Annotated in this window: 20 protein-coding genes; 15 read left to right on the top strand and 5 right to left on the bottom strand. The window is 41.4% G+C overall.

Annotated elements, in window-relative coordinates:
* The first annotated feature begins 469 nt into the window (after window positions 1-469).
* From ACK8P8_RS13045 to ACK8P8_RS13030, 4 genes are all read left to right on the top strand, one after another.
* A complete protein-coding gene (locus ACK8P8_RS13045; RefSeq protein ID WP_237961749.1) occupies window positions 470-2,461 on the top strand; it encodes a hypothetical protein in 1,992 nt (663 codons plus the stop codon).
* Window positions 2,462-2,564: 103 nt separating this feature from the next.
* The gene (locus tag ACK8P8_RS13040; protein WP_227216934.1) at window positions 2,565-3,464 is read left to right on the top strand and encodes a hypothetical protein; all 900 of its coding nucleotides are present in this window, start codon (window positions 2,565-2,567) and stop codon (window positions 3,462-3,464) included.
* A 20-nt stretch (window positions 3,465-3,484) separates the two neighbouring features.
* Window positions 3,485-4,375, top strand: coding sequence for a hypothetical protein (locus ACK8P8_RS13035; protein WP_369859686.1), 891 nt, complete (start codon window positions 3,485-3,487; stop codon window positions 4,373-4,375).
* A gap of 100 nt (window positions 4,376-4,475) precedes the next feature.
* Window positions 4,476-6,182, top strand: coding sequence for an O-antigen ligase family protein (locus tag ACK8P8_RS13030; RefSeq protein WP_369859685.1), 1,707 nt, complete (start codon window positions 4,476-4,478; stop codon window positions 6,180-6,182).
* A 15-nt stretch (window positions 6,183-6,197) separates the two neighbouring features.
* On the opposite strand, the gene ACK8P8_RS13025 is transcribed toward ACK8P8_RS13030, so the two are convergent.
* Window positions 6,198-6,761, bottom strand: coding sequence for a cupin domain-containing protein (locus tag ACK8P8_RS13025; RefSeq protein ID WP_369859684.1), 564 nt, complete (start codon window positions 6,759-6,761; stop codon window positions 6,198-6,200).
* Window positions 6,762-6,915: 154 nt separating this feature from the next.
* Here ACK8P8_RS13025 and ACK8P8_RS13020 point away from each other — a divergent pair, with 154 nt between their 5' ends.
* The gene (locus ACK8P8_RS13020) at window positions 6,916-7,443 is read left to right on the top strand and encodes a TlpA family protein disulfide reductase (protein WP_369859683.1); all 528 of its coding nucleotides are present in this window, start codon (window positions 6,916-6,918) and stop codon (window positions 7,441-7,443) included.
* 21 nt (window positions 7,444-7,464) lie between these two features.
* On the opposite strand, the gene ACK8P8_RS13015 is transcribed toward ACK8P8_RS13020, so the two are convergent.
* Complete coding sequence (locus ACK8P8_RS13015; RefSeq protein WP_440132432.1) at window positions 7,465-9,816, bottom strand: S9 family peptidase; 2,352 nt, start codon at window positions 9,814-9,816, stop codon at window positions 7,465-7,467.
* A gap of 246 nt (window positions 9,817-10,062) precedes the next feature.
* Between ACK8P8_RS13015 and ACK8P8_RS13010 the strand changes: the two genes are divergently transcribed.
* The gene (locus ACK8P8_RS13010) at window positions 10,063-10,635 is read left to right on the top strand and encodes a DNA alkylation repair protein (protein WP_369859681.1); all 573 of its coding nucleotides are present in this window, start codon (window positions 10,063-10,065) and stop codon (window positions 10,633-10,635) included.
* Between the two features lie 133 nt (window positions 10,636-10,768).
* Entirely contained in the window at window positions 10,769-12,376 is a 1,608-nt protein-coding gene (pckA, locus tag ACK8P8_RS13005) for a phosphoenolpyruvate carboxykinase (ATP) (RefSeq protein WP_369859680.1), read from the top strand.
* Between the two features lie 75 nt (window positions 12,377-12,451).
* Here the strand turns inward: pckA and lpxA are convergent, their stop codons facing one another.
* The 3 genes from lpxA to lpxD are packed head-to-tail and all read right to left on the bottom strand — an operon-like array spanning window position 12,452 to window position 15,722.
* Window positions 12,452-13,231: an acyl-ACP--UDP-N-acetylglucosamine O-acyltransferase gene (gene lpxA / locus ACK8P8_RS13000; protein WP_303181649.1), complete on the bottom strand. Its 780-nt coding sequence runs from the start codon at window positions 13,229-13,231 to the stop codon at window positions 12,452-12,454.
* A gap of 53 nt (window positions 13,232-13,284) precedes the next feature.
* A complete protein-coding gene (locus ACK8P8_RS12995) occupies window positions 13,285-14,688 on the bottom strand; it encodes a bifunctional UDP-3-O-[3-hydroxymyristoyl] N-acetylglucosamine deacetylase/3-hydroxyacyl-ACP dehydratase (RefSeq protein WP_186974666.1) in 1,404 nt (467 codons plus the stop codon).
* A gap of 2 nt (window positions 14,689-14,690) precedes the next feature.
* Window positions 14,691-15,722, bottom strand: a complete 1,032-nt coding sequence (lpxD, locus tag ACK8P8_RS12990; protein WP_369859679.1) for a UDP-3-O-(3-hydroxymyristoyl)glucosamine N-acyltransferase — start codon at window positions 15,720-15,722, stop codon at window positions 14,691-14,693.
* 276 nt (window positions 15,723-15,998) lie between these two features.
* Here lpxD and rimP point away from each other — a divergent pair, with 276 nt between their 5' ends.
* The 8 genes from rimP to ACK8P8_RS12950 all read left to right on the top strand — a co-directional run bounded on the left by rimP (window position 15,999) and on the right by ACK8P8_RS12950 (window position 24,829).
* Window positions 15,999-16,463, top strand: a complete 465-nt coding sequence (gene rimP / locus ACK8P8_RS12985; protein WP_099291074.1) for a ribosome assembly cofactor RimP — start codon at window positions 15,999-16,001, stop codon at window positions 16,461-16,463.
* Window positions 16,464-16,478: 15 nt separating this feature from the next.
* Window positions 16,479-17,717, top strand: a complete 1,239-nt coding sequence (gene nusA / locus ACK8P8_RS12980) for a transcription termination factor NusA (protein WP_099291075.1) — start codon at window positions 16,479-16,481, stop codon at window positions 17,715-17,717.
* Window positions 17,718-17,758: 41 nt separating this feature from the next.
* Complete coding sequence (infB, locus tag ACK8P8_RS12975; RefSeq protein ID WP_369859678.1) at window positions 17,759-20,647, top strand: translation initiation factor IF-2; 2,889 nt, start codon at window positions 17,759-17,761, stop codon at window positions 20,645-20,647.
* 100 nt (window positions 20,648-20,747) lie between these two features.
* Window positions 20,748-21,209 (top strand): protein-disulfide reductase DsbD domain-containing protein, encoded by a 462-nt coding sequence (locus ACK8P8_RS12970; RefSeq protein ID WP_227216927.1) that lies wholly within the window; start codon window positions 20,748-20,750, stop codon window positions 21,207-21,209.
* Between the two features lie 43 nt (window positions 21,210-21,252).
* Window positions 21,253-22,359 carry a CapA family protein gene (locus tag ACK8P8_RS12965; RefSeq protein WP_369859677.1) on the top strand — a complete coding sequence of 369 codons (1,107 nt, stop codon included), beginning with the start codon at window positions 21,253-21,255 and terminating at the stop codon, window positions 22,357-22,359.
* A 206-nt stretch (window positions 22,360-22,565) separates the two neighbouring features.
* On the top strand, window positions 22,566-22,943 hold the full coding sequence (locus tag ACK8P8_RS12960) for a methylglyoxal synthase (protein WP_369859676.1): 378 nt from the start codon (window positions 22,566-22,568) through the stop codon (window positions 22,941-22,943).
* 86 nt (window positions 22,944-23,029) lie between these two features.
* Complete coding sequence (locus ACK8P8_RS12955; RefSeq protein WP_369859675.1) at window positions 23,030-23,458, top strand: DUF6769 family protein; 429 nt, start codon at window positions 23,030-23,032, stop codon at window positions 23,456-23,458.
* Window positions 23,459-23,560: 102 nt separating this feature from the next.
* Entirely contained in the window at window positions 23,561-24,829 is a 1,269-nt protein-coding gene (locus ACK8P8_RS12950; protein WP_186974671.1) for an efflux RND transporter periplasmic adaptor subunit, read from the top strand.
* The last annotated feature ends 46 nt before the right edge of the window (window positions 24,830-24,875 follow it).

Genomic DNA, 24,875 nt, shown 5'->3' with positions numbered 1-24,875 from the left:
ACTAACATTTTCACACGCCTGCAAAAATAATATTTTCTGGTTATCTACCAAATGACTCATGTCAACTTGAATCACTGAATCATTTTAAATTCTGACCATACAGAACTATTAAAAGCTGACTAAATACACATACAATATTAACAGGAAGGAGTAAAAAAAATTACTCTTGATAAGATTATCTACAATACTTATATCCAGAAACATCGCTATATACCAAATACTAAGGCTCTTTAAATCTTCACAAGGTACAAATAATAAATATTTTTAATTTCTATTTAATCCTTTTCTATGTCGATCGTGTATTTATATATGAAATATAAAACAAATTATTATTAATACAATGAGTCCTAGATTGTACAATTTGACTGTTTATAGCTTAATTTACACCATTATATTGATAAATTATAATTGTCAATCTACATCTTATGATCTTAATGATTCATTCGCATTGGCAGGAAATAATCGTATAATGCTTGAAAAAGTTCTGAATCATTACAAAGGAGAAACAAAGAAATACAAGGCAGCTTGTTTTTTGCTCTCAAACATGAGATGGCACTACACAACAGTACAAGTGTCGAGTATGGATACTGCAATTATAACCTATCATCAAAAGTATGACTCTTTATATTATACGATTATCAAGGATTATAAAGACGAGCAACTTGAAGACTCTACAATACGATATCAGTTGCAAGAATTGAGCTATAAAGCATTTAAACAAAACGAAGGAATAATAATTAAAGCTCCTAAATTATCTTCTTCGTTCGTTTGGGATGTCGAACATCTTTCAGCCGATTTTATTATTCAACATATTGATAATGCTTTTGAAGTATGGCAAAAAGGACCTCTATGCCGACATTTGTCTTTCAACGAGTTTTGTGAATGTATTTTACCGTATCGCTCAATTCAAACAATTTCGTTTTTTGAGAATGGTCGTTTTTTAAACAAACTCATGTTTAAACACCTTGAAAAAACGAATCACAAAAAGCTTTCAGGTTATTTGAAACGTTATCACCATTACGTGTCAAGTATGCAATCCTTTTTTAGCTTCCCCCCTCTAAACTCACATATCGGTTTCTATGACTTATTTGTCGGGCAAGATGTAGATTGTATAAATACGGCGAATAACGCATGTAATATCTTAAGAGCATGCGGCATACCTCTAATGGTAAATTTCAATACAGCATACAAAGAATTGAAAGGGAGACATTATTTCTGTTCGTTTTTAGATAACAATAAGAAATGGCGACATTTCAATCCCCAAACCAATTGTTTAGACACAATAGAACCTCTACAAGGAGAATCTTTGAATATTATCCGAAATACTTACGCTGCACAAAGTGATAGTCCTTATTTTACCAAATCTTCCAATGAATTAGTTCCGACTGATTTTGACTCACCTTGTATAAAAGATGTAACAAGTAGTTATTACGAGACAGTAAAAATAGAATTACCATTTGAAGAAGAATCAGATAATAATTTAGCCTATTTATACGCTTTTAATAACAACCCTTCTGGTATATTACCCGTGTGTTGGGGTAAAATCGATCATGAAAGGAATAAAGTAGAATATATAAATGCCATGTACAACACCTTATACTTTCCTGCATTTTTCAGGGGAAATGAGATTGTTTATTTCAGCTCACCATTCTATATACAAAAAGATTCTTTACGCGCCAGTCGCTATAAAATCATACCTTTTCCACCTATCTCTTCATCTCAAAGTACAGGGGACATTATTGTGAGTAGAAAATATCCACGAAAACGAAAAATGATTGATATCGCCAAAAAAATGATTGGAGGAAAATTTTATGGAGCCAACCGTGATGATTTTTCTGATTCTGTTTTACTGTATACAATATCACACGCCCCCCAACCTTATTTGCAGGATTTCAAAATATCAGAGTCGAGAAGTTTTAAATACTTTAAGTATGCTTCGCCTGCCACTAATCGTCGTTCTAATATTTCTTGGTTGGAATTCTTAATTGACTCCACCTTTCATTATCCTTACACTGAGCCAGCTTCTCCGTTACCCATTATGGACGATGCGGACACTCTTTGTCCATATAAACAACAATTGCAAGTTATTGAAAAAAATATATACGACTTTAAGAGCCAACGAATGTTCGATCAGAATATGCAAACCGCTTCTTCACAACCCGATATCTATTTGCACCTAGAATCTCCTGTCAGAGTAAAAACGATCAGGATGGCTCCATTAAATGCAGAAAACTCCATAATACCCGGTAACCGGTATAAATTATTGTATTGGGATAATAGATGGATTGAAATAGATACGATAACCGCAAAGTATAACTACTTAAAATTTAAGAACATACCATTAAACAAGATATATTGGTTGAAAAATCTGGATCAAGGTATAGAGGAACTCCCTTTCATTTACAGAAATGGGAAGCAATTGTTTATATATCATGACATTATAACAAATAATCAACAATAATTTCAGAATCGGGATAAATACCAAACTAAAAAGAAAGGAGGAAATATAAAAAACAAAAACACATCTATTAAAAATTTATGTATTATTTCAAAAATCAAAACCTATGAAAAATAGAAATTATTTTATTATTATTTCAACTATACTTTCTTTAATAGTATATGCTTGTAATAAAGAAAACGTATCTTCAAGTCGTATTAATTCTACAAAATTGACAGTAAATGACGCCAAAACGTTTTTTGAAACTTCTATTCAAAAGAACATCTTGCAAAAATCTTTGTCAAGAGGTATAAATTCCGAAGAAGAAGAGAATATTCCAGAATTCACAGGCTTAACCCCGGTGAATTTTACGCCTAAATGGAATAACGCCGTGGTTACTGTTAACGAAAAGTCGAGTTTTGTAAATATTCCAATTACCACCTTAGAAAAATACTATGTCCAAAAAAAATCTTCCAAGGACATGATTTCTCTAGCTCAAAAAATGGTCATCTCTCAAAAAACAACAGGTGAAATGATATGCCGGATCATGACACTTCTTCCCGAAAACGGCAAATCAAGCGAAAGCCAGATTAACTCATTCAATCTGTCTCAAAAAAACACCGAGTATTCAGGGATTGTTATATACACGACGCTGGATGGCGCAATCACTGAAGTCGAGAAATACGAAGCAGGAAAAGTCGTAGAAACCACAAGTGTAAGCGAAGAGCATCACGAGGGTGAAACAATGAACAATCTCCTTGAAGGATACGATTTCTTTAAGAATGATGCGGTAGCGATGTACAGTTCTTCAGAAGGCGGTGGCGGTGGTAGTACCGAACCCTATCCTTTCTGCACGTATTGCGGAAAGATGTTACGTTATTGTGATTGCACCCATCATAACAACCCAAATAAGAGTATGTGGGATTGTCCTATTTGTTTCCCGACTTTAAGTACGTGTAACGACTGTGGCCAAAAAACAGGCACCCTATCCGGGGGATATTGTGCTCGTTGCGGACGTAAAAAATAAACAATTCCAAATTCAATAACATGATTTTTAAAACATTCAAAACAAGTACATGGTTTCTGTTTGCTATTTTCTTGAGCTTTCATACTCTATCAACGCAAGCTGAAAATAGAAAATGCAAAAAAATGAACAACGAAAACGTCATGTTCCAAAGCAAAGAAGCTACAGTTTCGTTCCCTATTTGGTTATCGAACCAAATACTGCATCAGCATATACCATTTCGTGTTAATCTTACGGAATCTGATCTATTATTTAGTAACACAGCCTATTCGAACAACATTTCACGTAAAATTAATTTTGAGACTGATTTTTCTGTAACTAAAAGAGGAAAAATTAAAAATTGTATTGTTGAAAACCTTTCTGATACAGCTCTTGTAAACGAAATAAAACGAGTAATATCAATTTCACGAAATTGGAAAGCGAGTCGAGAAAATGGCAAAAAAATAACTTCCAGTTTAACCTTCTCTATCAATTTGAACACAAAAGGTGACCTTGTCATACTTGACGAAGGACCAAAATGGGGAGAACCGGATAAAAGATTTTACGGGAAAAGATACAACTTGACTAGGTATATTCACCAAGTTGCTATGCACATTTATTCTAAAAACAGCTATAGCGTGGAAAAAATTGAATATCCCGTAAACGCATCTCCCGTATTAGGAAGTATAAAATTCAGTTTTATAGTAAATAAAGATGGCTATTTTTCAAATCTGGAATACACAGATGATTTACATCACAGACAAATTGAACCTATTATTACAGGGCAAATGTTCCCGGGACGCTTATTTAGCACCGAAGTAAAATGGGCTCCGGCAATCTTAGATGGAAAACCTGTAAGTGTACAAGTAAAAGCCATTATAGATTACGATAATAATGAATTTTCTTGGGATTGCTTTGTACTTGATGAAAAATAAAGATAAAGTTGTGTCAGAATAAAGCCCATGAGAATATTTAGGCATTTCATTGTAATAGAATGTTCTTATGCTATATTCTGACCAACCTTATAGAATTAAGATGAAACAAGTTTTACTTACATATCATTTGACAAAAGGAATTTCAAGTTCAGCATTCCTTATACTTGTTTTTGCTCCTATTTTTTATTCTGGTATTTTTATAGAAAACCAGATAAGCCTACTTTTAATAATTATCCTTACTCCACCCGTTATCTATCAATTGATTTTAAAGAAAAGTATTCATCTATCTTCGATAGATATTATTTTACTCGTGTTTTGTGTATTTTACATCGGTAGATTATTTACCTCGCAAGGTGGTCATGAATTACATTCATTAAAATTGTTATCACTAACTTGTTGGTACATATTATTTAGATTACAATCTTTCTTCTGGGTTATAACCTATTTACTCGTTATTTGTGGCGTTATTCAAACAATTTTAGTTATTCTTCAATCCCAATTTGTTATTTATGGGTATCATCAGTTTTTCAATACCACGGGAACATTTCATAACCCTGCATTATTAGGTGGCTTTCTCGCAATCTCATTCATCATGGCGTTGAGTGTAGGTAAAAATTATTTGCAACAGAAAAATAAAAAAGGGTACATTTTTATTACCTGCTCCATGTTTATGGTTTGGGGGCTTTATTTGTCCGATTCTAGAACTGCATGGCTGGCTGTTTTTAGTTGCATACTACTAACGCCACTAAAAAATAGATGGCATAGATGGACAAGAAAAAAGGAATTGTTACTCTTTCTAGGATGTGGAATAATTGTGATCTTGTTGTCAATTATATTGTATCAATATAAACCAATTTCAGCAAATGGCAGACTGTTCATTTGGGAAAGATCTTTAGAAATGATTAGGGACAAACCACTATGGGGACATGGAATTAATGGTTTTAGAGGAAATTATATGCACTATCAAGCTGACTATTTCGAGAAAAATCCACAATCTAATAATTCAATGTTAGCGGATAATGTCGAATATGCATACAATGAACTCATTAAGATTTCCGTGGAGATGGGTATTGCTGGCTTAATATTGTTCTTGATCCTTTTATTTTCATTGTTGAAAAAATATGATAATATTATTATTTATAATGGTTTAATCGTTTTGATTGTATTTTCATTATTTTCATATCCTTCAGATGCATATATATTTCTACTGATATTTTGTTTCTTCACAGCTAATTTGCCACACAAAACACTATTGTTATTTGATATTTCCCATCAATTATTAATAGGTATATTATGGATCGCTCCGACATTTATGTTTTTGGGAGTATGTAAAATGCACTATTATTATTTAATAGATACACGCGTGAAAGAATACAATAATTTTAATGAGCCTTTTTGTCAAGACGATATTCTTAAACAATATCATAAATTGAAATATCATCCCCAATTTATGATGTGGTTTGCAAAACAAATGTTTCAGAGTAAGGATTGGAATAATGCTTTACCAGTTCTTAAAGATGCATTATTGATTTATCCTTGTCTAGAAATATATTGTGATTTAGGTACGATTTATCACCAACAAGAGAAATATCAAGAAGCAAAGACTTATTACACCATTGCGTTAAATATGATTCCTTCTCGAATAACACCAAAATATAAATTATTCAAGCTTTATCTGCATGAAAGAGATTCTTTAAATGCAAAAAAAGTCGCAAATCAAATTTTAAATTCTCCTGTCAAAATAGAAAACACAAGTTTTTTGAGAATAAAAGCTAAGATTATGAACTCTGGAATAATAGATAATTGACTTTACACTTTCCCATTAATCTTGATATATTTTCACCCCATCCAATTTTTTACCCTTTAATGCATCGTCCGAATAGACGTGCAGGCTGTGCGCCGTATCGCTCAGACAGGTGATACGATGGATATGATTGTCGAATTTTCCGGCTTCCCCGATGGCGTATAATCCTAAAACATCATTGATTCTCAATTCATCGACCAGACGGATACCCCCTTCACAAGGTTCAAATATCTCGACAAGGAACTCCCCGTCGGCAAAGGTATACCCGGCAAACTGCGGGTGCGAGTGAATGGCGGTACGATTGCCCTTCTTCCACGACATCACGATAGCTTCCCATCCCGTGCGGGCATCCCGTCCGATATAGTCGCGAACATACGTATCATCCGCGAATCGGTCAAATGCAGCCAACGGGTTATTCCTCACGAAATCCAACACGTACGTTTTCACCTGTTCGCCCATTGTTTCGTCTATCATACCGGAACGCACGATATCCAACAATCCGTCCATAAAGTTCTCGTACCCGGCAACCAGACAAGGAGCAGCAGCAAAATCCTCTCGCAAAATATTCTCTTTTTTATCCATAATAAGTAATCGTTTATTTTATCACACGCAAACATACAAGAATTTCCGCTTTCGTTTTTATGCATATATACTTACTTCTCGATGCATAAAACACGTAATATTTTTATAATTCCATGTAATTCACTATCTTCACGCTGAAATTAGAAACAAGATTATGAAGATTATATCTGTTATATTGCTTACGTTATTCGCGTTGCTCTTTTCTTCTTGCGTGAAAGATAAAGACCAAGAGGGTGAAATTGAAAACTATATTGAGGCAGGTGACAAACTGCCGGATTTTACCGTGAAGAACGCTGCCGGGGAAGAATTGAACAGCGAAGAACTGGAAGGACAGGTGACTTTGCTCGTGTTCTTCGTGACCACTTGTTCTGATTGCGAACGGGAATTACCGAAAATCGAGGAAGTATGGGAAAAATTGAAAGAGAACCCCAATTTCAGGCTTGTCGCTGTTTCCAGAGAAGAAACCGTTTCTACGGTCAACAAATACTGGGAAAAGGAAAAATTCACGATGCCATTCTTCCTCGACCCCAAACGGGAAGTTTTCTCACTTTTCGCCAATAGCACGATTCCCCGCCTCTACTTGTCGAACCGGAAAAACATCGTAACTTGGATGGCAATTGAAGAAATGGAGTTAACCACAGAACAATTGATCGAAAAAATCAACGCGATTATAAAAGAATGAGAGCCAATGGCTCTCATTCTTTTATAATCGCATGAAAGCGTCAATCTCCCGGAACTGATCGGAAGAAAAATCACCCAACAGGTACTTGGCAAAATGGAACCACATTTTCCGTTGGTAAAATTCTTGCGGCATCCCAGAGAAACCGTGACTCTGCCCGGGTAATATCACCAAATCGAAATTCTTTCCGGCACGCAAAAGGGCATCAGCCATGCGAAGGGTGTTTGCCGGATGCACGTTATTATCCGCGTCCCCGGTCACCAGCATCAAATAACCTTTCAGATTTTTCGCCAACTCGATATTCGTGGGAATACGGGTTTCAAATTTCACTTTCTCCACCGTGGTCGTGGTATCCTTTCCCGTCACGGAATCTTTCACGGTCTTTTTCTCGAACGATTTGATTTCCCTTATCCCGTGATGTGTTTCCCCCCACCACTGGTTGTATATATTATTATCGTGGTTCCCCGCGGAAGAAACTGCCGCCGTGTAAAAATCCGGATAGGTACATATTGCCGCCGTGGACATAAATCCGCCGCCGGAATGACCGAAGATACCCACTTTCGTTTTGTCGATGAAAGAGAATCTATCCGCCAATTGCTCGATCCCGAATTTATCATCCGCCAAAGGATAATCGCGAAGATTGTTATAACCAAAGGTATGATACCACTTGTCCCGTAGCGGGCTGCCACCCCGGTGCCCGAAAGTCACCACGATAAAACCTACTTGCGACAACGCGGTATTATAAGCCGATTTCACGCTAAATTTCAAGGGGATAGCTTCCGTCTGGGGACCCGGGTAAACATACGAAATGATAGGATACACTTTCGTGGAATCGAAATCAGCCGGTTTCCACATGTAACCGTACAGATCGGTTACCCCGTCCGCCGCCTTGATTGTAAACGGTTCCGGCATCCGCCATCCTGTCTCGTAAAGAGCCGTTAAATCGGGCGAAGCCAGATCGAGAATCTTCTTTCCCTTGTTATCCCTCAGTACGCTCGCAGGTTCCAGATCGACACGGGAGTAATTATCCACGAAATAGCGTCCCGACTCGGAGAAAGCCGCCTCGTGAGTCGCCTGCTCCGGCGTCAACATCTCCACCTGACCGTTCCCGTCCAAACGAGCCTTGTTTATCCGGGCGAAATAAGGACATTCCCCTTTCACCTGACCGTATCCCTCGAAATAAATGGTACGCCCGACGGTATCTATCTTAACCATCTTCCCGGAAGTCCATGCGCCGGAAGATATCGCATTCTTCAAATTACCCTCCCCGTCGTAAAGATAGAAATGACCGTGCCCGGTACGCTCTGACCACCAGATAATATCTTTCCCGTCATTCAACAATGACAAATGGAAAAATTCATTATTGAAATAAGGCTTGCTGATCTCGTTAAACAACACCTTAACCTCTCCCGTTTCCGGGTTTACCCGACAGAAGTCTATCTCGTCACACGTTCTTTTCTTCCGCAAGAAATAAAGACTCTCCACCTTTTTCCCGGGAGTGAACAAACGAATGGTCTGATCTTTCCATTTCTCCACGGGGACTTTGATCTCTTTCTTGTTCAAGGTATCGAAAAGATAAAGTTCTTCCTGTTGCACGTTCTCGTCACCCGCCATCACGTATTGGTACTCGTTGAGCGCAGGACGCTGGCTCAGGGAATTGACGATAAACAAGGATTTAATCTTCCTGCGGTCAGTACGGCGCACGTAGAAACGTTCGGAATTTTCGAACCAAGTTACACGTGCCGACTTTCTTGACGTAGAGGTATCCGAATCCGAAGCGGCATACGAGTACTTCAACTCCCCGTCGGTAGTCAATTGTGTTTCAACCGAATCTTTCACGCGCAACATGTACAAATTATGTCCCTTGGCATACACGATATAGGTACTATCCGGGGAATACGCCCCGAACAATCCTGTTCTTTTCGGTTTAGCGGGTGGAGTCGGCTTCTTTCGGGCGGAATCAATTTTGACAAGTTGCTTCGTGTAAATATTGTACTCGAAACGGAACGTGTCAACCATGAATTTCATCGTCTTCTGATCTTCCTTGAAAGAAATGCCCGTGATCGGGAGTTCGCTTTTGTTCACGGGTTTATGAGTCACTTTACTGATCTCTGCCGCCATAAAATCCCGGTCGAACATCTCTCGTTGTGATTTTGCCTTGGGGTCCACGAAGAAATAGCGTGTCCCGTCCGCCTTCCGGTACGAGTACCAGAATTTGTCACTCTTTTTCAAATAATTCGGATAGACAACCGTCGAACCGGTCAGATTCTTCGCGTCCATCTTCATAAACCTCTCTGCCTGCTTGAAATTCGCCTTCTGACACACACCGGTCAAAACAAGAAAACAAAGCAATGCACTCGTGAAAAACTTTATCATCATTCGTATTATTAAAATATTGATATACTCATATTACAACTTCACCGCACGAAATTAGCGATATCTCGTGATAGAACGATTGCACGTCCAAATCTTAATAAATATTTAACACATTTAGAAACTTTAATATAAGCAACTTCTACACAAACGTTTGTATATGTTGTAAAATATATAATTTCTTTCCCCGAATCATTTATTTATCTCTACTTTTGCGATGCGAATTTTTCATTAATACACCGAGGAATAATGGAAGTATACCCGATAAGCAAAGAAACGGAACAAACCTTCAAGGAAATCAGCCGCCGTATTTTCCGCCTGCAAAACGGAAGAAGCCTCGACAGTATGGAGAACGTGGGGGCTGACACCCGAGGACAAATCGGGGCTAGTTATCTCTCTTTAAAAAATTTGGCCACCCGTTACCCTAAAGAACAAAAATTGGCACAACTCTTGTGGGGTACAGGAAGACGGGAAGAACAAATCGTCGCGTGCTTTTTGTTCCCCGTCGAGGATTTGATTACTGAAAAAATTACACAATTGTTAGAGCATTGTCATAGCTTCGAGATCGCCGAATATTTCGGGACGCTGGTGCTTGCAAAAGGTAAAGATTTGAAAAGCCGGGTAGACGGATACCTGCAATCCGACTCTCCTTTCCTGCAAAGCGCAGCACTGACCGCTATCGGGCGAAACCGGATAGACAATAAATTAAATCCCGTATTTACCGACAGTTACATACAGGAGATCGACCCGAACAAATTCATCGACCCTCACGTGCAAATGGTATACAACAGGATAAATACGGTACAACACAGGGACGGATAAGATGAGGTGTTAATTATATATAAAGACTCGCTGGAGTGGGAATCTTGATTGTTTTTATAAAAATGTTTCCTATTTTTGTGGTCTGATTACAGAAAAAAAGAATTAATTAATTTACAAACATAAATTTATTGCCATGGCAAAACTAGATTTAAGCATTTATGGAATTACAGGGGTAAAAGAAATCTTACACAACCCCTCGTACGAAGAATTATACAAGGCTGAAACAGACCCTACTTTGGAAGGGTACGAAAAAGGATATGTAACCGAACTCGGAGCCGTGAACGTGATGACCGGTATCTATACCGGACGTTCTCCCAAAGATAAATTCTTTGTGATGAATGAAGCCAGCGCAGACTCCGTGTGGTGGACGACTGACGAATACAAGAACGACAACAAACCCTGCTCGGAAGAAGCATGGGCTGACCTGAAAGCAAAAGCCGTGAAAGAATTGTCCAACAAGAAATTGTACGTGGTGGATACGTTCTGCGGGGCTAACGAAGGTACTCGTCTGAAAGTGCGTTTCATCATGGAAGTTGCATGGCAGGCTCACTTTGTAAAGAACATGTTCATTCGCCCGACAGAGGAGGAATTGGCAAACTACGGTGAACCCGATTTCGTTTCTTTCAATGCCGCTAAAGCAAAAGTGGATAACTTCAAAGAATTAGGATTAAATTCGGAAACCGCTACCGTTTTCAACTTGAAGACCAAAGAACAAGTTATCTTGAACACTTGGTACGGTGGTGAAATGAAGAAAGGTATCTTCTCTATCATGAACTACTTGAACCCGTTGCGCGGCATCGCTTCCATGCACTGCTCCGCCAACACGGATATGGACGGCAAGAATACCGCTATCTTCTTCGGTTTGTCCGGTACGGGTAAAACTACCTTGTCTACCGACCCGAAACGTCTTTTAATCGGTGACGACGAGCACGGATGGGACGACGAAGGCGTGTTCAACTACGAAGGCGGATGCTACGCCAAGGTTATCAACTTGAGCAAAGAGGCAGAACCGGATATCTACAACGCTATCAAACGTGACGCATTGCTGGAGAACGTAACGGTAGACGCTAACGGGAAGATTGACTTCAACGACAAATCGGTTACTGAAAACACCCGTGTTTCTTACCCGATCTATCATATCAAGAATATCGTGAAACCGGTATCCAAGGGTCCGGCTGCAAAACAAGTTATTTTCTTGTCTGCTGACGCGTTCGGAGTATTACCCCCGGTATCTATCTTAACCCCGGAACAAACGAAATATTATTTCTTGTCCGGATTCACGGCTAAGTTGGCAGGTACGGAACGTGGTATTACCGAACCGACCCCGACCTTCTCCGCTTGCTTCGGTGCGGCATTCTTGTCATTGCACCCGACCAAATACGCGGAAGAGCTGGTGAAAAAGATGGAAAAAGAAGGAGCGAAAGCCTATTTGGTGAACACCGGATGGAACGGAACCGGAAAACGTATCTCTATCAAAGATACCCGCGGTATCATCGACGCTATCCTCGACGGTTCTATCGACAAAGCCCCGACCAAGGACATCCCGTACTTCAACTTCCAAGTTCCGACCGCATTGCCGGGAGTTGACCCGAAAATCCTTGATCCTCGCGACACGTATAGCAACGCCAGCGAATGGGAAACAAAAGCAAAAGACTTGTCTGAACGCTTTATCAAGAACTTCAAGAAGTTCGAAGGCAACGAAGCCGGAAAAGCATTGGTTGCAGCAGGTCCGAAATTATAATTATCAGGATTAGCACAATAAAAAAAGCACTTCCCGCAAGAAGTGCTTTTTTATTGTTCTAATCTATAAATAAGGCTATCCCATATATCCCTTCATGATACCCCGTTTGCTATTCCGCACGAACATGATGATTTCATCACGCTCTTTTGATGCCGGCATTTCTGCCTCAATCCGTTCGATAGCGTCTGTATTATTCAGACCGGACTGGAAAAGAATCCGATAGATGTCTTGAATCTCATTGATTTTCTCGTTAGAGAACTCGCGGCGACGTAACCCGATAGAGTTTACACCGGCATAAGACAAAGGTACTCTTCCGGCTTTCACGTACGGGGGCACATCTTTTCCGATCAATGAACCACCGGAAATCATCACGTGACGTCCGATATGCACGAATTGATGCACGGCACTCATTCCGCCCAGAATAGCGAAATCGTCCATTTCAACCTCTCCGGCCAACTGGCAGGCATTCGTTACAATACAATTATTTCCAATTCGACAATCGTGCGCCACGTGCGCGTAAGCCATTATCAAACAATTATTACCAATTTGGGTAATGCCCTTCGCGGCAGTACCTCTATTTACAGTAACACATTCACGTATGGTTGTGTTATCTCCAATAACAACAATTGATTTTTCCCCTTTAAACTTCAAGTCTTGGGGAATAGCGGAAATAACAGCACCCGGAAATATCTTGCAATTCTTCCCGATATGTGCCCCTTCCAGAATAGTAACATTCGAGCCAATCCTTGTTCCTTCCTCGATGATAACATTCTTGTCAATTGTCACGAACGGATCAATCACCACGTTATCAGCAATTTGTGCTTCAGGATGAACATAAGCTAACGGTTGTTTCATTCGTTTTTTATTTAATAGTATATATTATTTTCATTTTAACGGGTGCAAGTTTACTAATCCTTCTTGGTTTTTGCAACTTGCGCCATAAATTCTCCTACTTCACAAACTAAATTTTTACCAACGAAAGCATATCCCCTCATCGTCACGATACCGCGCCGTATGGGAGCAATCTTGACTAACTTGAACACTAAAGTATCTCCCGGAACTACTTTACGACGGAATTTAATTCCATCAATTTTTACGAAATAAGTGGAATAATTCTCCGGGTCTTCCACTTGATTCAATACAAGGATACCTCCACATTGCGCCATGGCTTCCACGATCAGCACGCCCGGCATAACAGGTTCTTCCGGGAAGTGTCCCACGAAGAAAGGTTCGTTCATGGTCACGTTCTTGCAACCGATCACGATATCATCCGTTACCTCGTAAATCTTGTCCACCAACAAGAAAGGAGGACGGTGAGGCAACAAAGCACGTACTTTGTTCACATCCATCATAGGCTCGGAATCCGTATCCACATCCGGACGAACATCCTCGCGTTCTGCTTGTGCTATCGCTTTATACATTTTCCGAGCCATCGTCGTGTTTGCCTTATGTCCCGGTCTTTCAGCTATAACGCGTCCTTTGATAAAGCGTCCGCATAATGCCAAATCCCCGATGACATCCAATAATTTATGACGAGCCGGCTCGTTATCGAAATACAAGGTCAAGTTATTCAACACTCCTTGTTTTACCTCTATGGAATCATGATTGAATAATTTCGCCAAATGATCTACTTCTGACTGAGAGATTTCCCGGTCTACAATCACGATAGCATTATCCAAATCTCCTCCCTTTATCAAGTTATGTTTTAACAACATCTCCAATTCCCGCAAGAACACGAAAGTACGACAAGGAGCTATCTCCTTGGCAAAATCCGTCGTTTTGTCGGAATAGGCCGCATATTGCATCTGCAAATAAGGAGAATCGTAAGCCACCACCAGATTCACGTTATAATCCGTATCCGGTAACAAGGTCAATTTGGTTTGCCCGTCTTCACTGCAATATTCCATTTGTTCCTTCACCACGAAATATCTCCGTTCTGCCGATTGTTCCTCGATTCCGGTTTTTTCAATGGCTTCCACGAAATATTTTGAACTCCCGTCCAGTATCGGGAATTCCTCCCCGTTCAACTCGATCAGGCAATTATCAATACCACAACCGTAAAGAGCAGCCATGGCATGTTCCATCGTGAACACGCAAATCCCGTCTTTTTCCAGACAGCTGGCACGATCCATCAATTTAATATATTCAGCCAAAGCGGGAATTTCAGGGGCTCCTTCCAAATCTACCCGATGTATTTTGTACCCAAAGTTCTCTTCCGCCGGCTTAAAAGTAGCCGTTACCATTTTACCGGTATGCAAGCCTTTTCCGCTCAAAGAGAATTCACTCTTCAAAGTTCTTTGCTTTACTGACATTTCTATTTTGACTTTAAATTTGCAACTTCTTTCTCTAAATCTCTCAATAGCCCGTACATTTCCGGCAATTTCCGGAACATCACGTAGCATTTCTGATATTTCGGGTAATCAAAAGCAGGCGAACCGCGCAACACGGATTTCTCCGGGATATTGGAAGTGATACCGCTCTGCGCCGCGATTTGAGTACCCGCCCCGATTGTCAAGTGACCGACAAGTCCCACCTGTCCGCCGAACACGCAATTCTCACCGACTTTCGTTGTCCCGGCAATTCCCGTCTGGGCGGCAATAACCGTGTTACTTCCCACAACAACATTATGCGCGATCTGTACCAGATTATCCAGTTTCACGCCTTTATGAATAAGCGTAGACCCCATCGTAGCCCTATCTATACAAGTATTGGCACCAATCTCTACGTTATCCTCGACCACCACGTTTCCGATTTGCGGAACCTTTTTATAATGATCGCCTTCCGGGGCAAAACCGAATCCATCAGCACCCAGAACCACTCCCGCGTGCAGGATACATGATTTCCCGACAACACAACCGGAGTAGATTTTCACCCCGGCATAGATAATCGTATCGTCACCGACGGTCACCCCGTCACCGATATAAGCCTGCGGGTATATTTTAACGTTATTACCTATTTTCGCACCTTTTCCTATATAAGCAAATGCCCCGATATAAGGCTTTTCTCCTATCGTGGCACTTTCACTAACATAAGACGGTTGTTCTATCCCCTGTGGTTTCGGGCGCATATCCTCGTACATCTGCAACAAGGTGGCGATTGCATCATAAGCAGACTCTACACGAATTAATGTACAGGCGTACTCGTGGGCAGGTTCAAAAGTCTTGTTTACCAGAACGACTGAAGCCCGTGTCGTGTAGACATAGTGCTCGTATTTGGGATTGGCAAGAAAAGCCAGCGTACCGGGTTTTCCTTCCTCTATCTTGGAAACGTTATTCACAATAACTTCCGGATCTCCATCCACAACCCCGCCAAGCAGAGCTGCTATATCCTTTGCTTTAAACTCCATAATTCACAAAATTTCGGCAAACTTACAAATTTTATTTGGAACAACAGACGGAATGTGACAAATATGTTTCATTTTTTCAACCATTTTCTTCCGTAAGCCGCTAATCTACTGCATTCTTCCGGAATCCGCTCGTTTTACGCGACGAATAGCTATTTTTCTTTAGATTTTTCAGCGAACCCTTTGGAATAAAAAGAATTAATTGTATCTTTGCAAGCGGTTATTAACACTGAGGGGGCGAGACGTCCCCTCTTCTGTTATCTTAAACTAAAGGATTGAATGAAAAGCACAAAGGAAATAAAAGAAATAATCAAATCCATTCTGGAAGGAAGCGAATTGTTCCTGGTGGATGTATCCATATCCGCGGATAATTCGCTCGAGGTCTACATCGATTCGTTGACAGGTGTCAACGTGGGCAAGTGTAGAGAGGTTTGCAAAAAATTGGATGCCCAACTCGACCGGGAGACCGAAGATTTCGCCATAACCGTTGCAAGTGCCGGAATCGGTTACCCGTTCAAAGTAGCGCAGCAATACGAGAAGAACCTGAACAAAGAAGTTGAGGCAAAGCTGCTAACGGGTGAAAAAATACAAGGCATATTAAAATCTTATTCAGACGAAGGCATCGTACTTGAATGTGAAGAGAAAGTCGCTGTTGAAGGGAAAAAGAAAAAGAGCCTTGTAAAAATAGATAAGAGCATTCAGTTCAAAGACATAAAGGAGGTAAAAGACATTGTTATTTTCTAAAACACACGAGATAAAATGGAAAACATTAATTTGATTGATTCATTTGCAGAATTTAAAGAGCTAAAAAATATTGACAGAGCTACCTTGATGAGAGTGTTGGAAGACATTTTCAGAAATATGCTCATCAAGCGATATGAGACGGACGAAAATTTTGATATCATTATCAATATAGACAAAGGGGACTTGGAGATCTGGAGAAATCGTGTCGTGGTTGAAGACGAAGAATTTGAGAACCCGAATACACAGATATCATTGACCGAAGCGAAGAAAATAGACACGGATTACGAAGTGGGAGAAGAAGTAACCGACGAGGTGAAATTCAAAGACTTCGGACGCCGTTCGGTTTTGGCATTAAGGCAAAACCTTTCTGCCCGTATCCTCGAGCTGGAGAAAGACCACATCTTCACGAAATACAAAGAGAAAGTGGGACAGATCGTGACCGGGGAAGTTTACCAAGTATGGAAAAAAGAGATTCTGGTACTGGACGATGAAGGCAACGAATTGATATTACCCAAACAAGAACAAATCCCGAGTGATTTCTTCAAGAAAGGTGACACCATTCGTGCCGTGGTAATCCGGGTGGAGATGAAAAACGCTTCTCCTTACATCATTCTTTCCAGAACATCACCCGTGTTCCTTGAAAGATTGTTCGAGAACGAAGTACCGGAAATATTCGACGGTCTGATCACCATTAAAAACGTGGTTCGGGTGCCGGGCGAACGTGCAAAAGTGGCCGTAGAGTCTTATGACGACCGTATCGACCCCGTTGGAGCCTGCGTGGGAATGAAAGGATCACGTATCCACGGAATCGTCCGGGAATTGAGAAACGAGAATATCGACGTGATCAATTACACGAATAATATACAACTTTATATAACCCGTTCTTTGAACCCCGCCAAGATCAACAAAATTGAACTTGACGAAAGCAATAAAAGAGCAAACGTATACCTTAATCCGGAAGAAGTATCACTGGCAATCGGTAAAGGCGGTTTGAACATCAAACTGGCAAGCCAACTCACGGGATACGAGATCGACGTGTACCGCGAATTAGAGAAAGAGGAAGAAGAAGACGTGAAGCTGGAAGAATTCTCGGATGAAATAGAACCGTGGATCATTGCAGAACTGAATCGCGTAGGTTGTGATACAGCCAAGAGCGTACTGGAATTAAGTGAGTCGGAATTAGAGAGCAGGACTGATCTTGAGATAGAAACCATCAGGGATGTTCTCAGAATTTTAAGAGCTGAATTTGAATAAGGACGCTCAAGATTATGAATGCTTGTAAATAAAATCTTAATATGGCAGTTAGACTAAGTAAAGTTGCTAGAGAATTTAACGTAGGCTTGTCCACGATAGTGGATTTCCTACAAGAGAAGGGGATTAAGATTTCATCTGATCCAAACGCAAAATTAACTGATGACCAATACTCTTTGATTGCCAAAGAGTTCTCCACGGATAGCGAGGCTAAAAAAGAATCCAATCGCGTGGACTTGAAAAATACCCGGCTAAAAAAAGAGACCGTGAGCATCGACAATATGGGAAATACGGAATCTCATCAAACGGAATTTATTTCCGTGAAAGACGAGATAAAACTGGAAAGCAAGATAAAAGTCGTGGATCACATCGACCTGAATAAACTGAATAAGCCCAAAAACGAAGAAAAGGTCGAGGAAAAGCCTGTCGAGGAAAAAGAAGAAAAAAGAGTGGAGAAAATAGAAGAAAAAAAAGAGGAAACACCTGTTGAAGTCCCGGTAAAAGAAACTCCGGTTCACGCGCAAAAGCAAGAGCGTGAAGAAAATCAAGCTCCTTTCAAATCTTCCCCGAAGACTCTTATAAAACAACCGAAAGAGGAAGTAAAACAAGAGGCCGCACCGGAAATAGAGGAAGAAAATACCTATACCGGAAGACAGGAAGTCAACTATAAATCTTCCACCCCGACTATAAAGGACGTGAAAGTAGTGGGTTCCATTGACTTGGATGCCATCAATCAACGCACCCGTCCCCCGAAAAAAAGCAAACAAGAGCGCGAAAGAGATAAACGGGAACTTAAAAAGAAATCACTTGTTCCACCCAAGAGCACGGATGAACTTGCTCTCAAGAAGAATATTCCGGTCAGTGGAGACGGAAAAGAAGATTCTGATGATACGGAGATCCGTAAAAAACGGAAACGTATTCTGAAAAAGGATGAAAGAATCACTATCGATGCTCCTAAAACAGCTAAACAGGAAGAGAACAAGAAGAAACTCAAAAAAATCAAGAAGAAAAAAGCCAGCAAGGCTGAGATTTCGGAAGAAGATGTTCAAAAACAAATCAAGGATACGTTTGCGCGTCTGGGAAGTAAGGGAAAAACCAAATCTTCCAAGCACCGGAGAGACAAACGGGATGCCGTGCATCAAAAAATGCAGGCTGAAATAGAACAAGCCGAACTGGAGAAGAATATTCTTAAACTCACGGAATTTGTTACGGTTAGCGAGTTAGCTACCATGATGGATATTTCCGTGGCGGAGATCATTTCGGCCTGTATGTCACTCGGTCTGTTCGTATCCATCAACCAACGTCTGGACGCAGAAACCATCAATATCGTGGCGGAAGAATTCGGATTCGATGTTGAATTTGTCAGTGTTGACATTCAAGAAGCCATTGATGAAGAGGAGGAAGAAACGGAAGACATGCTGGAAACCCGTCCCCCGATCGTTACGGTCATGGGACACGTTGACCACGGTAAAACATCTTTGCTCGACTATATCCGTAAAGCAAATGTAATCGCCGGAGAAGCGGGAGGAATCACCCAGCACATCGGGGCTTACAGCGTAAAACTGGCAGACGGAAGAACGGTAACTTTCCTTGATACCCCGGGACACGAGGCATTTACCGCCATGCGCGCCCGCGGAGCTCAAGTAACCGATATCGCTATCATTATCATCGCTGCCGACGACAACGTGATGCCGCAAACCGTTGAGGCCATCAACCACGCAAGTGCGGCAGGTGTTCCGATTGTATTCGCTATCAACAAAATTGATAAACCGGGAGCCAACCCCGACAAGATTCGCGAAGAACTGGCAGCCATGAACTATCTGGTAGAAGAATGGGGCGGTAAATACCAATGTCAAGAAATCTCCGCAAAGAAAGGCTTACACGTAGAGGAACTTCTTGAAAAAGTATTACTCGAGGCTGAAATTCTTGAACTGAAAGCCAACCCGCATAAAAAAGCCACGGGGTCTATCATTGAATCCTCTTTGGATAAAGGACGGGGATACGTGGCTACCGTACTCGTGCAAAGCGGTACTCTCCACGTCGGAGACGTTGTGCTTGCCGGACAATATTTCGGACACGTGAAAGCCATGTTCAACGAACGCGGCGCCAAAATGGAAGAAGGCGGACCTTCATGCCCGGCATTAATCCTCGGGTTGAACGGTGCTCCGCAAGCCGGTGACAAATTCAACGTGATGGCGAACGAAAAAGATGCGCGTGCATTGGCAAACAAACGCGAACAATTACAACGCGAACAAGGACTGCGTACCCAGAAACATATCACGCTGGATGAAATCGGAAGACGTATTGCTATCGGAAACTTCCAAGAACTGAACATCATCGTGAAAGGAGACGTGGACGGTTCTATCGAGGCATTATCCGATTCCTTGATCAAGCTATCGACCCAAGAAATACAGGTGAACGTGATCCACAAAGCGGTAGGACAAATTTCCGAAGGCGATGTCATGCTGGCTGCAGCATCCAACGCCATCATCGTCGGATTCCAAGTTCGTCCTTCCTTGAGTGCTCGCAAACTGGCGGAGAAAGAAGAGATCGACATCAGACTCTACTCCATCATCTACACGGCTATCGAGGAAATCAAGGCTGCCATGGAAGGTATGCTTTCACCCGAATTCAAGGAAGAAATCACTTCTACCGTGGAAGTACTTGAAACATTCAAGATTACCAAGGTGGGCACCATTGCCGGATGTCTCGTGAGAGACGGAAAAATCACCCGTAACTCGAAAGTACGCGTGATCCGCGATGGTATCGTGATCTTTACCGGAGAACTCGGTTCATTGAAACGTTTCAAGGATGACGTGAAAGAAGTCAGCAAAGGATTCGAGTGCGGTTTGAACATCAACAATTTCAACGATATTCAAACGGGAGATTTCGTGGAAAGCTTTGAACAAGTAGCAGTGAAAAAAACATTATAATTTTTTTAACTATAAGCTAAGACAAATTCTCTCGATAATTTTGTACTTTGCGTCACTAAATATTAGAGAGGAATTATTTTAAAAACTAATTGATTTACTCATGAAAAGACTTTTAATTCTTACAGCAATATTAACCATGATGGTTGGAGCTGCAAACTCACAGGTTTTAAAACCGGTGAAATGGCAAATTACTTTCAAGAAAGTCAGCGAAGGTGTTTATGACATCATCTGCAAGGCTACCATTGAAAGCGGCTGGCACCTGTATGATACGAAACTTCCGGAGAATGGTCCTCAACCAACCGTTTTCATCATGGACGAAGACGAATCATCCGATATTGAATTAGTTGGCGAATTCAAGGCTACCACAGAAGCGAAAGTAGAAAAAAGCGAAGCATTCAACATGGAATTGAAATATTTCGAGGAAACAGTTACTTTCGTTCAACGCGTGAAATTGAAAAAGGACACCGGTAAACTGGTAGGTACTGTTGAATACATGGCTTGCTCAGGCTCTCAATGTATTCCTCCCGCCGAAGAAGAATTTGAATTTGAATTGAAGAAATAAATTGAAAGCCGTCTTCGGACGGCTTTTTTTATACCTCTCTCGTATGGCATCGAGGATTCGACATACCCTCATTCTGATCACATGGATTACCATCCTTCTTCTCGCCTGCAAAGAGGAGAAGAAACCTGCACGGGCAGATCATGCTATACAGATACCGGCAACACCCGACACCGTTTCTTTATTCTTTTGCGGGGATATCATCCAACATCTACCCCAGATATACGACGCACACAACCCGACCGAGAAAGATTACAAATACCTGAAATGCTTCCGGTATATCGCACCTTATTGGCACGACTCGGATTTTGTAATCGCGAACTTGGAAACTACCCTCTCCGATAAAGAATACTCCGGGTATCCTCGTTTCAGTTCTCCTTGGCAAATAGCAAGAGATCTGCAACGTCTGGGAGTAACGACGTTCGTCACGGCGAACAACCATTGTTGCGACCAACTGGCTCGAGGCATCACGAAAACAATTTATTACCTCGATTCGCTGGGCATCGCCCACACGGGCATCTTCATGGATACGTTAAGTTATAAAAAAAGGAATCCGCTCTACCTTCGGAAAGACAATTTCAAAATCGCACTGTTAAACTACACGTACGGTACAAACGGACTTCCCATCCCGAAAGGTTTTGTCGTTTCCCTCATCGACACCACGGTTATCAAACGGGATATTCAGCAAGCCAAACGAGATTCGGCGACCAATATCATTGCTTTCATGCATTGGGGATACGAGTATCACACCTCCCCCAATAAAGAACAGAAAGCCCTCGCCACATGGCTACACGCACAAGGGGCAGACATCGTCATCGGTTCACACCCCCACGTGGTACAACCTATCGAATACATCTTATCGGGCAAAGACACCGTTGGAGTTACCGCCTATTCACTCGGTAATTTCATTTCAAACCAATCTTATAAGGGTACCGACGGAGGCATTTGTATCCGCTTAACTTTAACCCGCCCGGAAGCAAAAACCACCCGTTACACCATGGAAACAATCAAGTTCTACACTTACCGCCCGTTCGAGGAAGGACGCACCCGCTATTACGTCGTCCCCGAAGCCCTCTCCGACAGCGTCATAAAAGATTACCACCTCATCAAAAGCAAACGCTTTTTCAAACAAACCGACTCCATACTGAATTAGTTTATAAGGTTCATAAAGTCTATTACACCCGCAAATGTTTCGTCTACAGCAGCAAAGTTGCTGATTAATAATACCCGAAGAACTCCCGTCACTTTTAAACCTTATAAACTTTACAAACCTTATAAACCCTATAAACTTTCCCCCGAATCATTTCATTTTTGCCCGACTTAATTATATATTTGCTGTAACGTAAAAAAAATCACACTATGAAACTAGCAGTAATTGCACACGACGGGAAAAAAGCAGAAATGGTCGCTTTCCTAAACAGGCATTATGATTTCATGCATTCGGCAAACATTGAAATCATCGCAACCGGAACCACCGGGAAACACGCTCAAGACGCGGGATTAAAAGTTGAACGTTTGCTTTCAGGCCCTATCGGGGGAGATGCACAGATAGCGGCACAGGTCGCGGAACATAAAGTACAAATGGTCTTCTTCTTCCGTGATCCACTGGACAAACATCCTCATGAACCGGACGTACAAATGCTCATGCGTGTTTGCGACGTACATAATGTACCATTGGCAACCAATCCTGCCTCGGCTGAATTGATGCTTCGCGGATTCGAAATCATGAACAAGTAATTGTTAATAATTTATTAAACCTCACGCAAACATTTGCATATCTGCATTCTATACCCTAAATTTGCAGATAGTTAATAATATGCGCCATGAGGAAACGCCAGTTAGCAATTATACCGCTTCTTGTTGCCTGCATCACGATGCTGGTGACAACGGTTTTACCTCACCACCATCATGGCTCTCTCATCTGTTTCACCACAACACATTGCATCGAACAACAAGAAGGGAATACTTGTCAACACAATCATGGTTCCAACTCTTGTGAAAAAGAATGCGAAGTAAAACAACTTTTTGAAACAGATATAATAAAAGAACATAATCATAAATGTTCATGTTGTCCGGAACTGACTCCGGAGCATCTACTTCTCCCGTTATTTATCATTGCAGGAGAAAACTATTTATTCTTATTCCCGGAAGACACGCGAATAACACCGCCCACATTCTATCGGGAACGACTCCACGCCATCACGTGGAGCATGACTTCTGCCGGACGTGCACCACCTACCGTATTAGCTTAAAGAAATCGTTCCGGATTTCATTCTTTGTATTCACCGCGATCCGGTAAAATACATTACCTACATTTATTCGATTTATATACTCATAACAAATAACTTATTCATATGAGAACATTTTTTTATGCTATTACAATATTAGCAATCTCACTTGTCGGATGCAAGAGTAACTCATCACAAGACAAACACAAACATTCCGAAACGGAAACCCATGCAGGACACGACCATGCTCATGACCACAACCATGACAAAGATCACGATCATGATCCGAAACACGATCACAGTCACGACCACGAAACCGCGGAAGAACACGCCGCACACAGCCACGAGGCAGAAGAAGCAAAACACAGCGACGAGATAATCTTTTCCAAAGAGCAAGCCGCTAAAACAAATTTCGAAGTACAAGAGATACAGCCCGGCAGTTTCAATCAAGTGGTAAAAACCTCCGGACAAATAATGGCAGCCCCCGGCGACGAAGCAGTTGTCGTTGCCACCAGCAACGGTATAGTATCCTTTACCTCCAACAAATTGAGTGAAGGTACCGCCGTCAAAAAAGGGCAATCCCTATTCCAAATATCGTCCAAGAACATGGCAGAAGGAGATTATTACACGAAAGTAAAAGCCACCTACGAAACGGCAAAAGCCAATTACGACAGGGCTGAATCGCTCGTGAAAGATAAAATCATCTCTCAAAAAGAATTCGAAGCCGCCCGTTTGGAATACGAGAACGCCAGAACAGCATACGAGGCCGTATCGGGAGCCAAAACAGAGAAAGGTGTAAGTGTAAACGCCCCGCTCAACGGGCATATCAAAAACATACTGGTAAAAGAAGGAGAATACATCACAGCCGGACAGGCACTGGCAACCGTTTCACAAAACCAACGGTTAGTACTCCGTGCCGAGGTATCCCAAAGATACTACAACGCACTGAAGAGCATCAATAGCGCCAACTTCAAAACCCCGTATGACAACCACGTGTACGAACTGGCAGACCTGAACGGACGCCTGCTCTCTTTCGGAAAGACTTCCGACAACAACTCATTCTTCGTACCCGTGTCATTCGAATTTGACAACAAGGGAGAAGTCATCCCCGGCTCATTTGTTGAAGTATATCTTATTTCATCCCCGATAGAAAATACCTTGAGTATCCCCGTTTCCGCACTGACAAATGAAATGGGCTTCTTCTACGTCTACGTGCAAATCGACGACGAAGGCTACCGCAAACAAGAGGTTACCCTTGGCGCCAACAATGGCAAAGAAGTACAGGTACTGAAAGGACTGCACCCCGGCGACCGTGTCGTAACTCAAGGAGCCTACCAAGTAAAAATGGCCTCCGCGTCAGGTGCAATACCTCATGGACATAGCCATGAACATTAATCAATTGAAAATGGAGAATTGAAAATTGAAAATGAAAAGATATACA

Source organism: Butyricimonas muris, assembly GCF_046365375.1.
GTDB lineage: Bacteria > Bacteroidota > Bacteroidia > Bacteroidales > Marinifilaceae > Butyricimonas > Butyricimonas muris.
Note: the sequence above shows the minus strand (reverse complement) of the source record. Positions and strands in the feature narration are given on the sequence as shown.

Bases quoted from the DNA above. Each gene is read 5' to 3' on its own strand.
- ACK8P8_RS13045 (WP_237961749.1), top strand. From the start codon at position 470: ATGCTTGAAAAAGTTCTGAATCATTACAAAGGAGAAACAAAGAAATAC.
- ACK8P8_RS13040 (WP_227216934.1), top strand. From the start codon at position 2,565: ATGAAAAATAGAAATTATTTTATTATTATTTCAACTATACTTTCTTTA.
- ACK8P8_RS13035 (WP_369859686.1), top strand. From the start codon at position 3,485: ATGATTTTTAAAACATTCAAAACAAGTACATGGTTTCTGTTTGCTATT.
- ACK8P8_RS13030 (WP_369859685.1), top strand. From the start codon at position 4,476: ATGAAACAAGTTTTACTTACATATCATTTGACAAAAGGAATTTCAAGT.
- ACK8P8_RS13025 (WP_369859684.1), bottom strand. From the start codon at position 6,761: ATGGATAAAAAAGAGAATATTTTGCGAGAGGATTTTGCTGCTGCTCCT.
- ACK8P8_RS13020 (WP_369859683.1), top strand. From the start codon at position 6,916: ATGAAGATTATATCTGTTATATTGCTTACGTTATTCGCGTTGCTCTTT.
- ACK8P8_RS13015 (WP_440132432.1), bottom strand. From the start codon at position 9,816: ATGATAAAGTTTTTCACGAGTGCATTGCTTTGTTTTCTTGTTTTGACC.
- ACK8P8_RS13010 (WP_369859681.1), top strand. From the start codon at position 10,063: ATGGAAGTATACCCGATAAGCAAAGAAACGGAACAAACCTTCAAGGAA.
- pckA (WP_369859680.1), top strand. From the start codon at position 10,769: ATGGCAAAACTAGATTTAAGCATTTATGGAATTACAGGGGTAAAAGAA.
- lpxA (WP_303181649.1), bottom strand. From the start codon at position 13,231: ATGAAACAACCGTTAGCTTATGTTCATCCTGAAGCACAAATTGCTGAT.
- ACK8P8_RS12995 (WP_186974666.1), bottom strand. From the start codon at position 14,688: ATGTCAGTAAAGCAAAGAACTTTGAAGAGTGAATTCTCTTTGAGCGGA.
- lpxD (WP_369859679.1), bottom strand. From the start codon at position 15,722: ATGGAGTTTAAAGCAAAGGATATAGCAGCTCTGCTTGGCGGGGTTGTG.
- rimP (WP_099291074.1), top strand. From the start codon at position 15,999: ATGAAAAGCACAAAGGAAATAAAAGAAATAATCAAATCCATTCTGGAA.
- nusA (WP_099291075.1), top strand. From the start codon at position 16,479: ATGGAAAACATTAATTTGATTGATTCATTTGCAGAATTTAAAGAGCTA.
- infB (WP_369859678.1), top strand. From the start codon at position 17,759: ATGGCAGTTAGACTAAGTAAAGTTGCTAGAGAATTTAACGTAGGCTTG.
- ACK8P8_RS12970 (WP_227216927.1), top strand. From the start codon at position 20,748: ATGAAAAGACTTTTAATTCTTACAGCAATATTAACCATGATGGTTGGA.
- ACK8P8_RS12965 (WP_369859677.1), top strand. From the start codon at position 21,253: ATGGCATCGAGGATTCGACATACCCTCATTCTGATCACATGGATTACC.
- ACK8P8_RS12960 (WP_369859676.1), top strand. From the start codon at position 22,566: ATGAAACTAGCAGTAATTGCACACGACGGGAAAAAAGCAGAAATGGTC.
- ACK8P8_RS12955 (WP_369859675.1), top strand. From the start codon at position 23,030: ATGAGGAAACGCCAGTTAGCAATTATACCGCTTCTTGTTGCCTGCATC.
- ACK8P8_RS12950 (WP_186974671.1), top strand. From the start codon at position 23,561: ATGAGAACATTTTTTTATGCTATTACAATATTAGCAATCTCACTTGTC.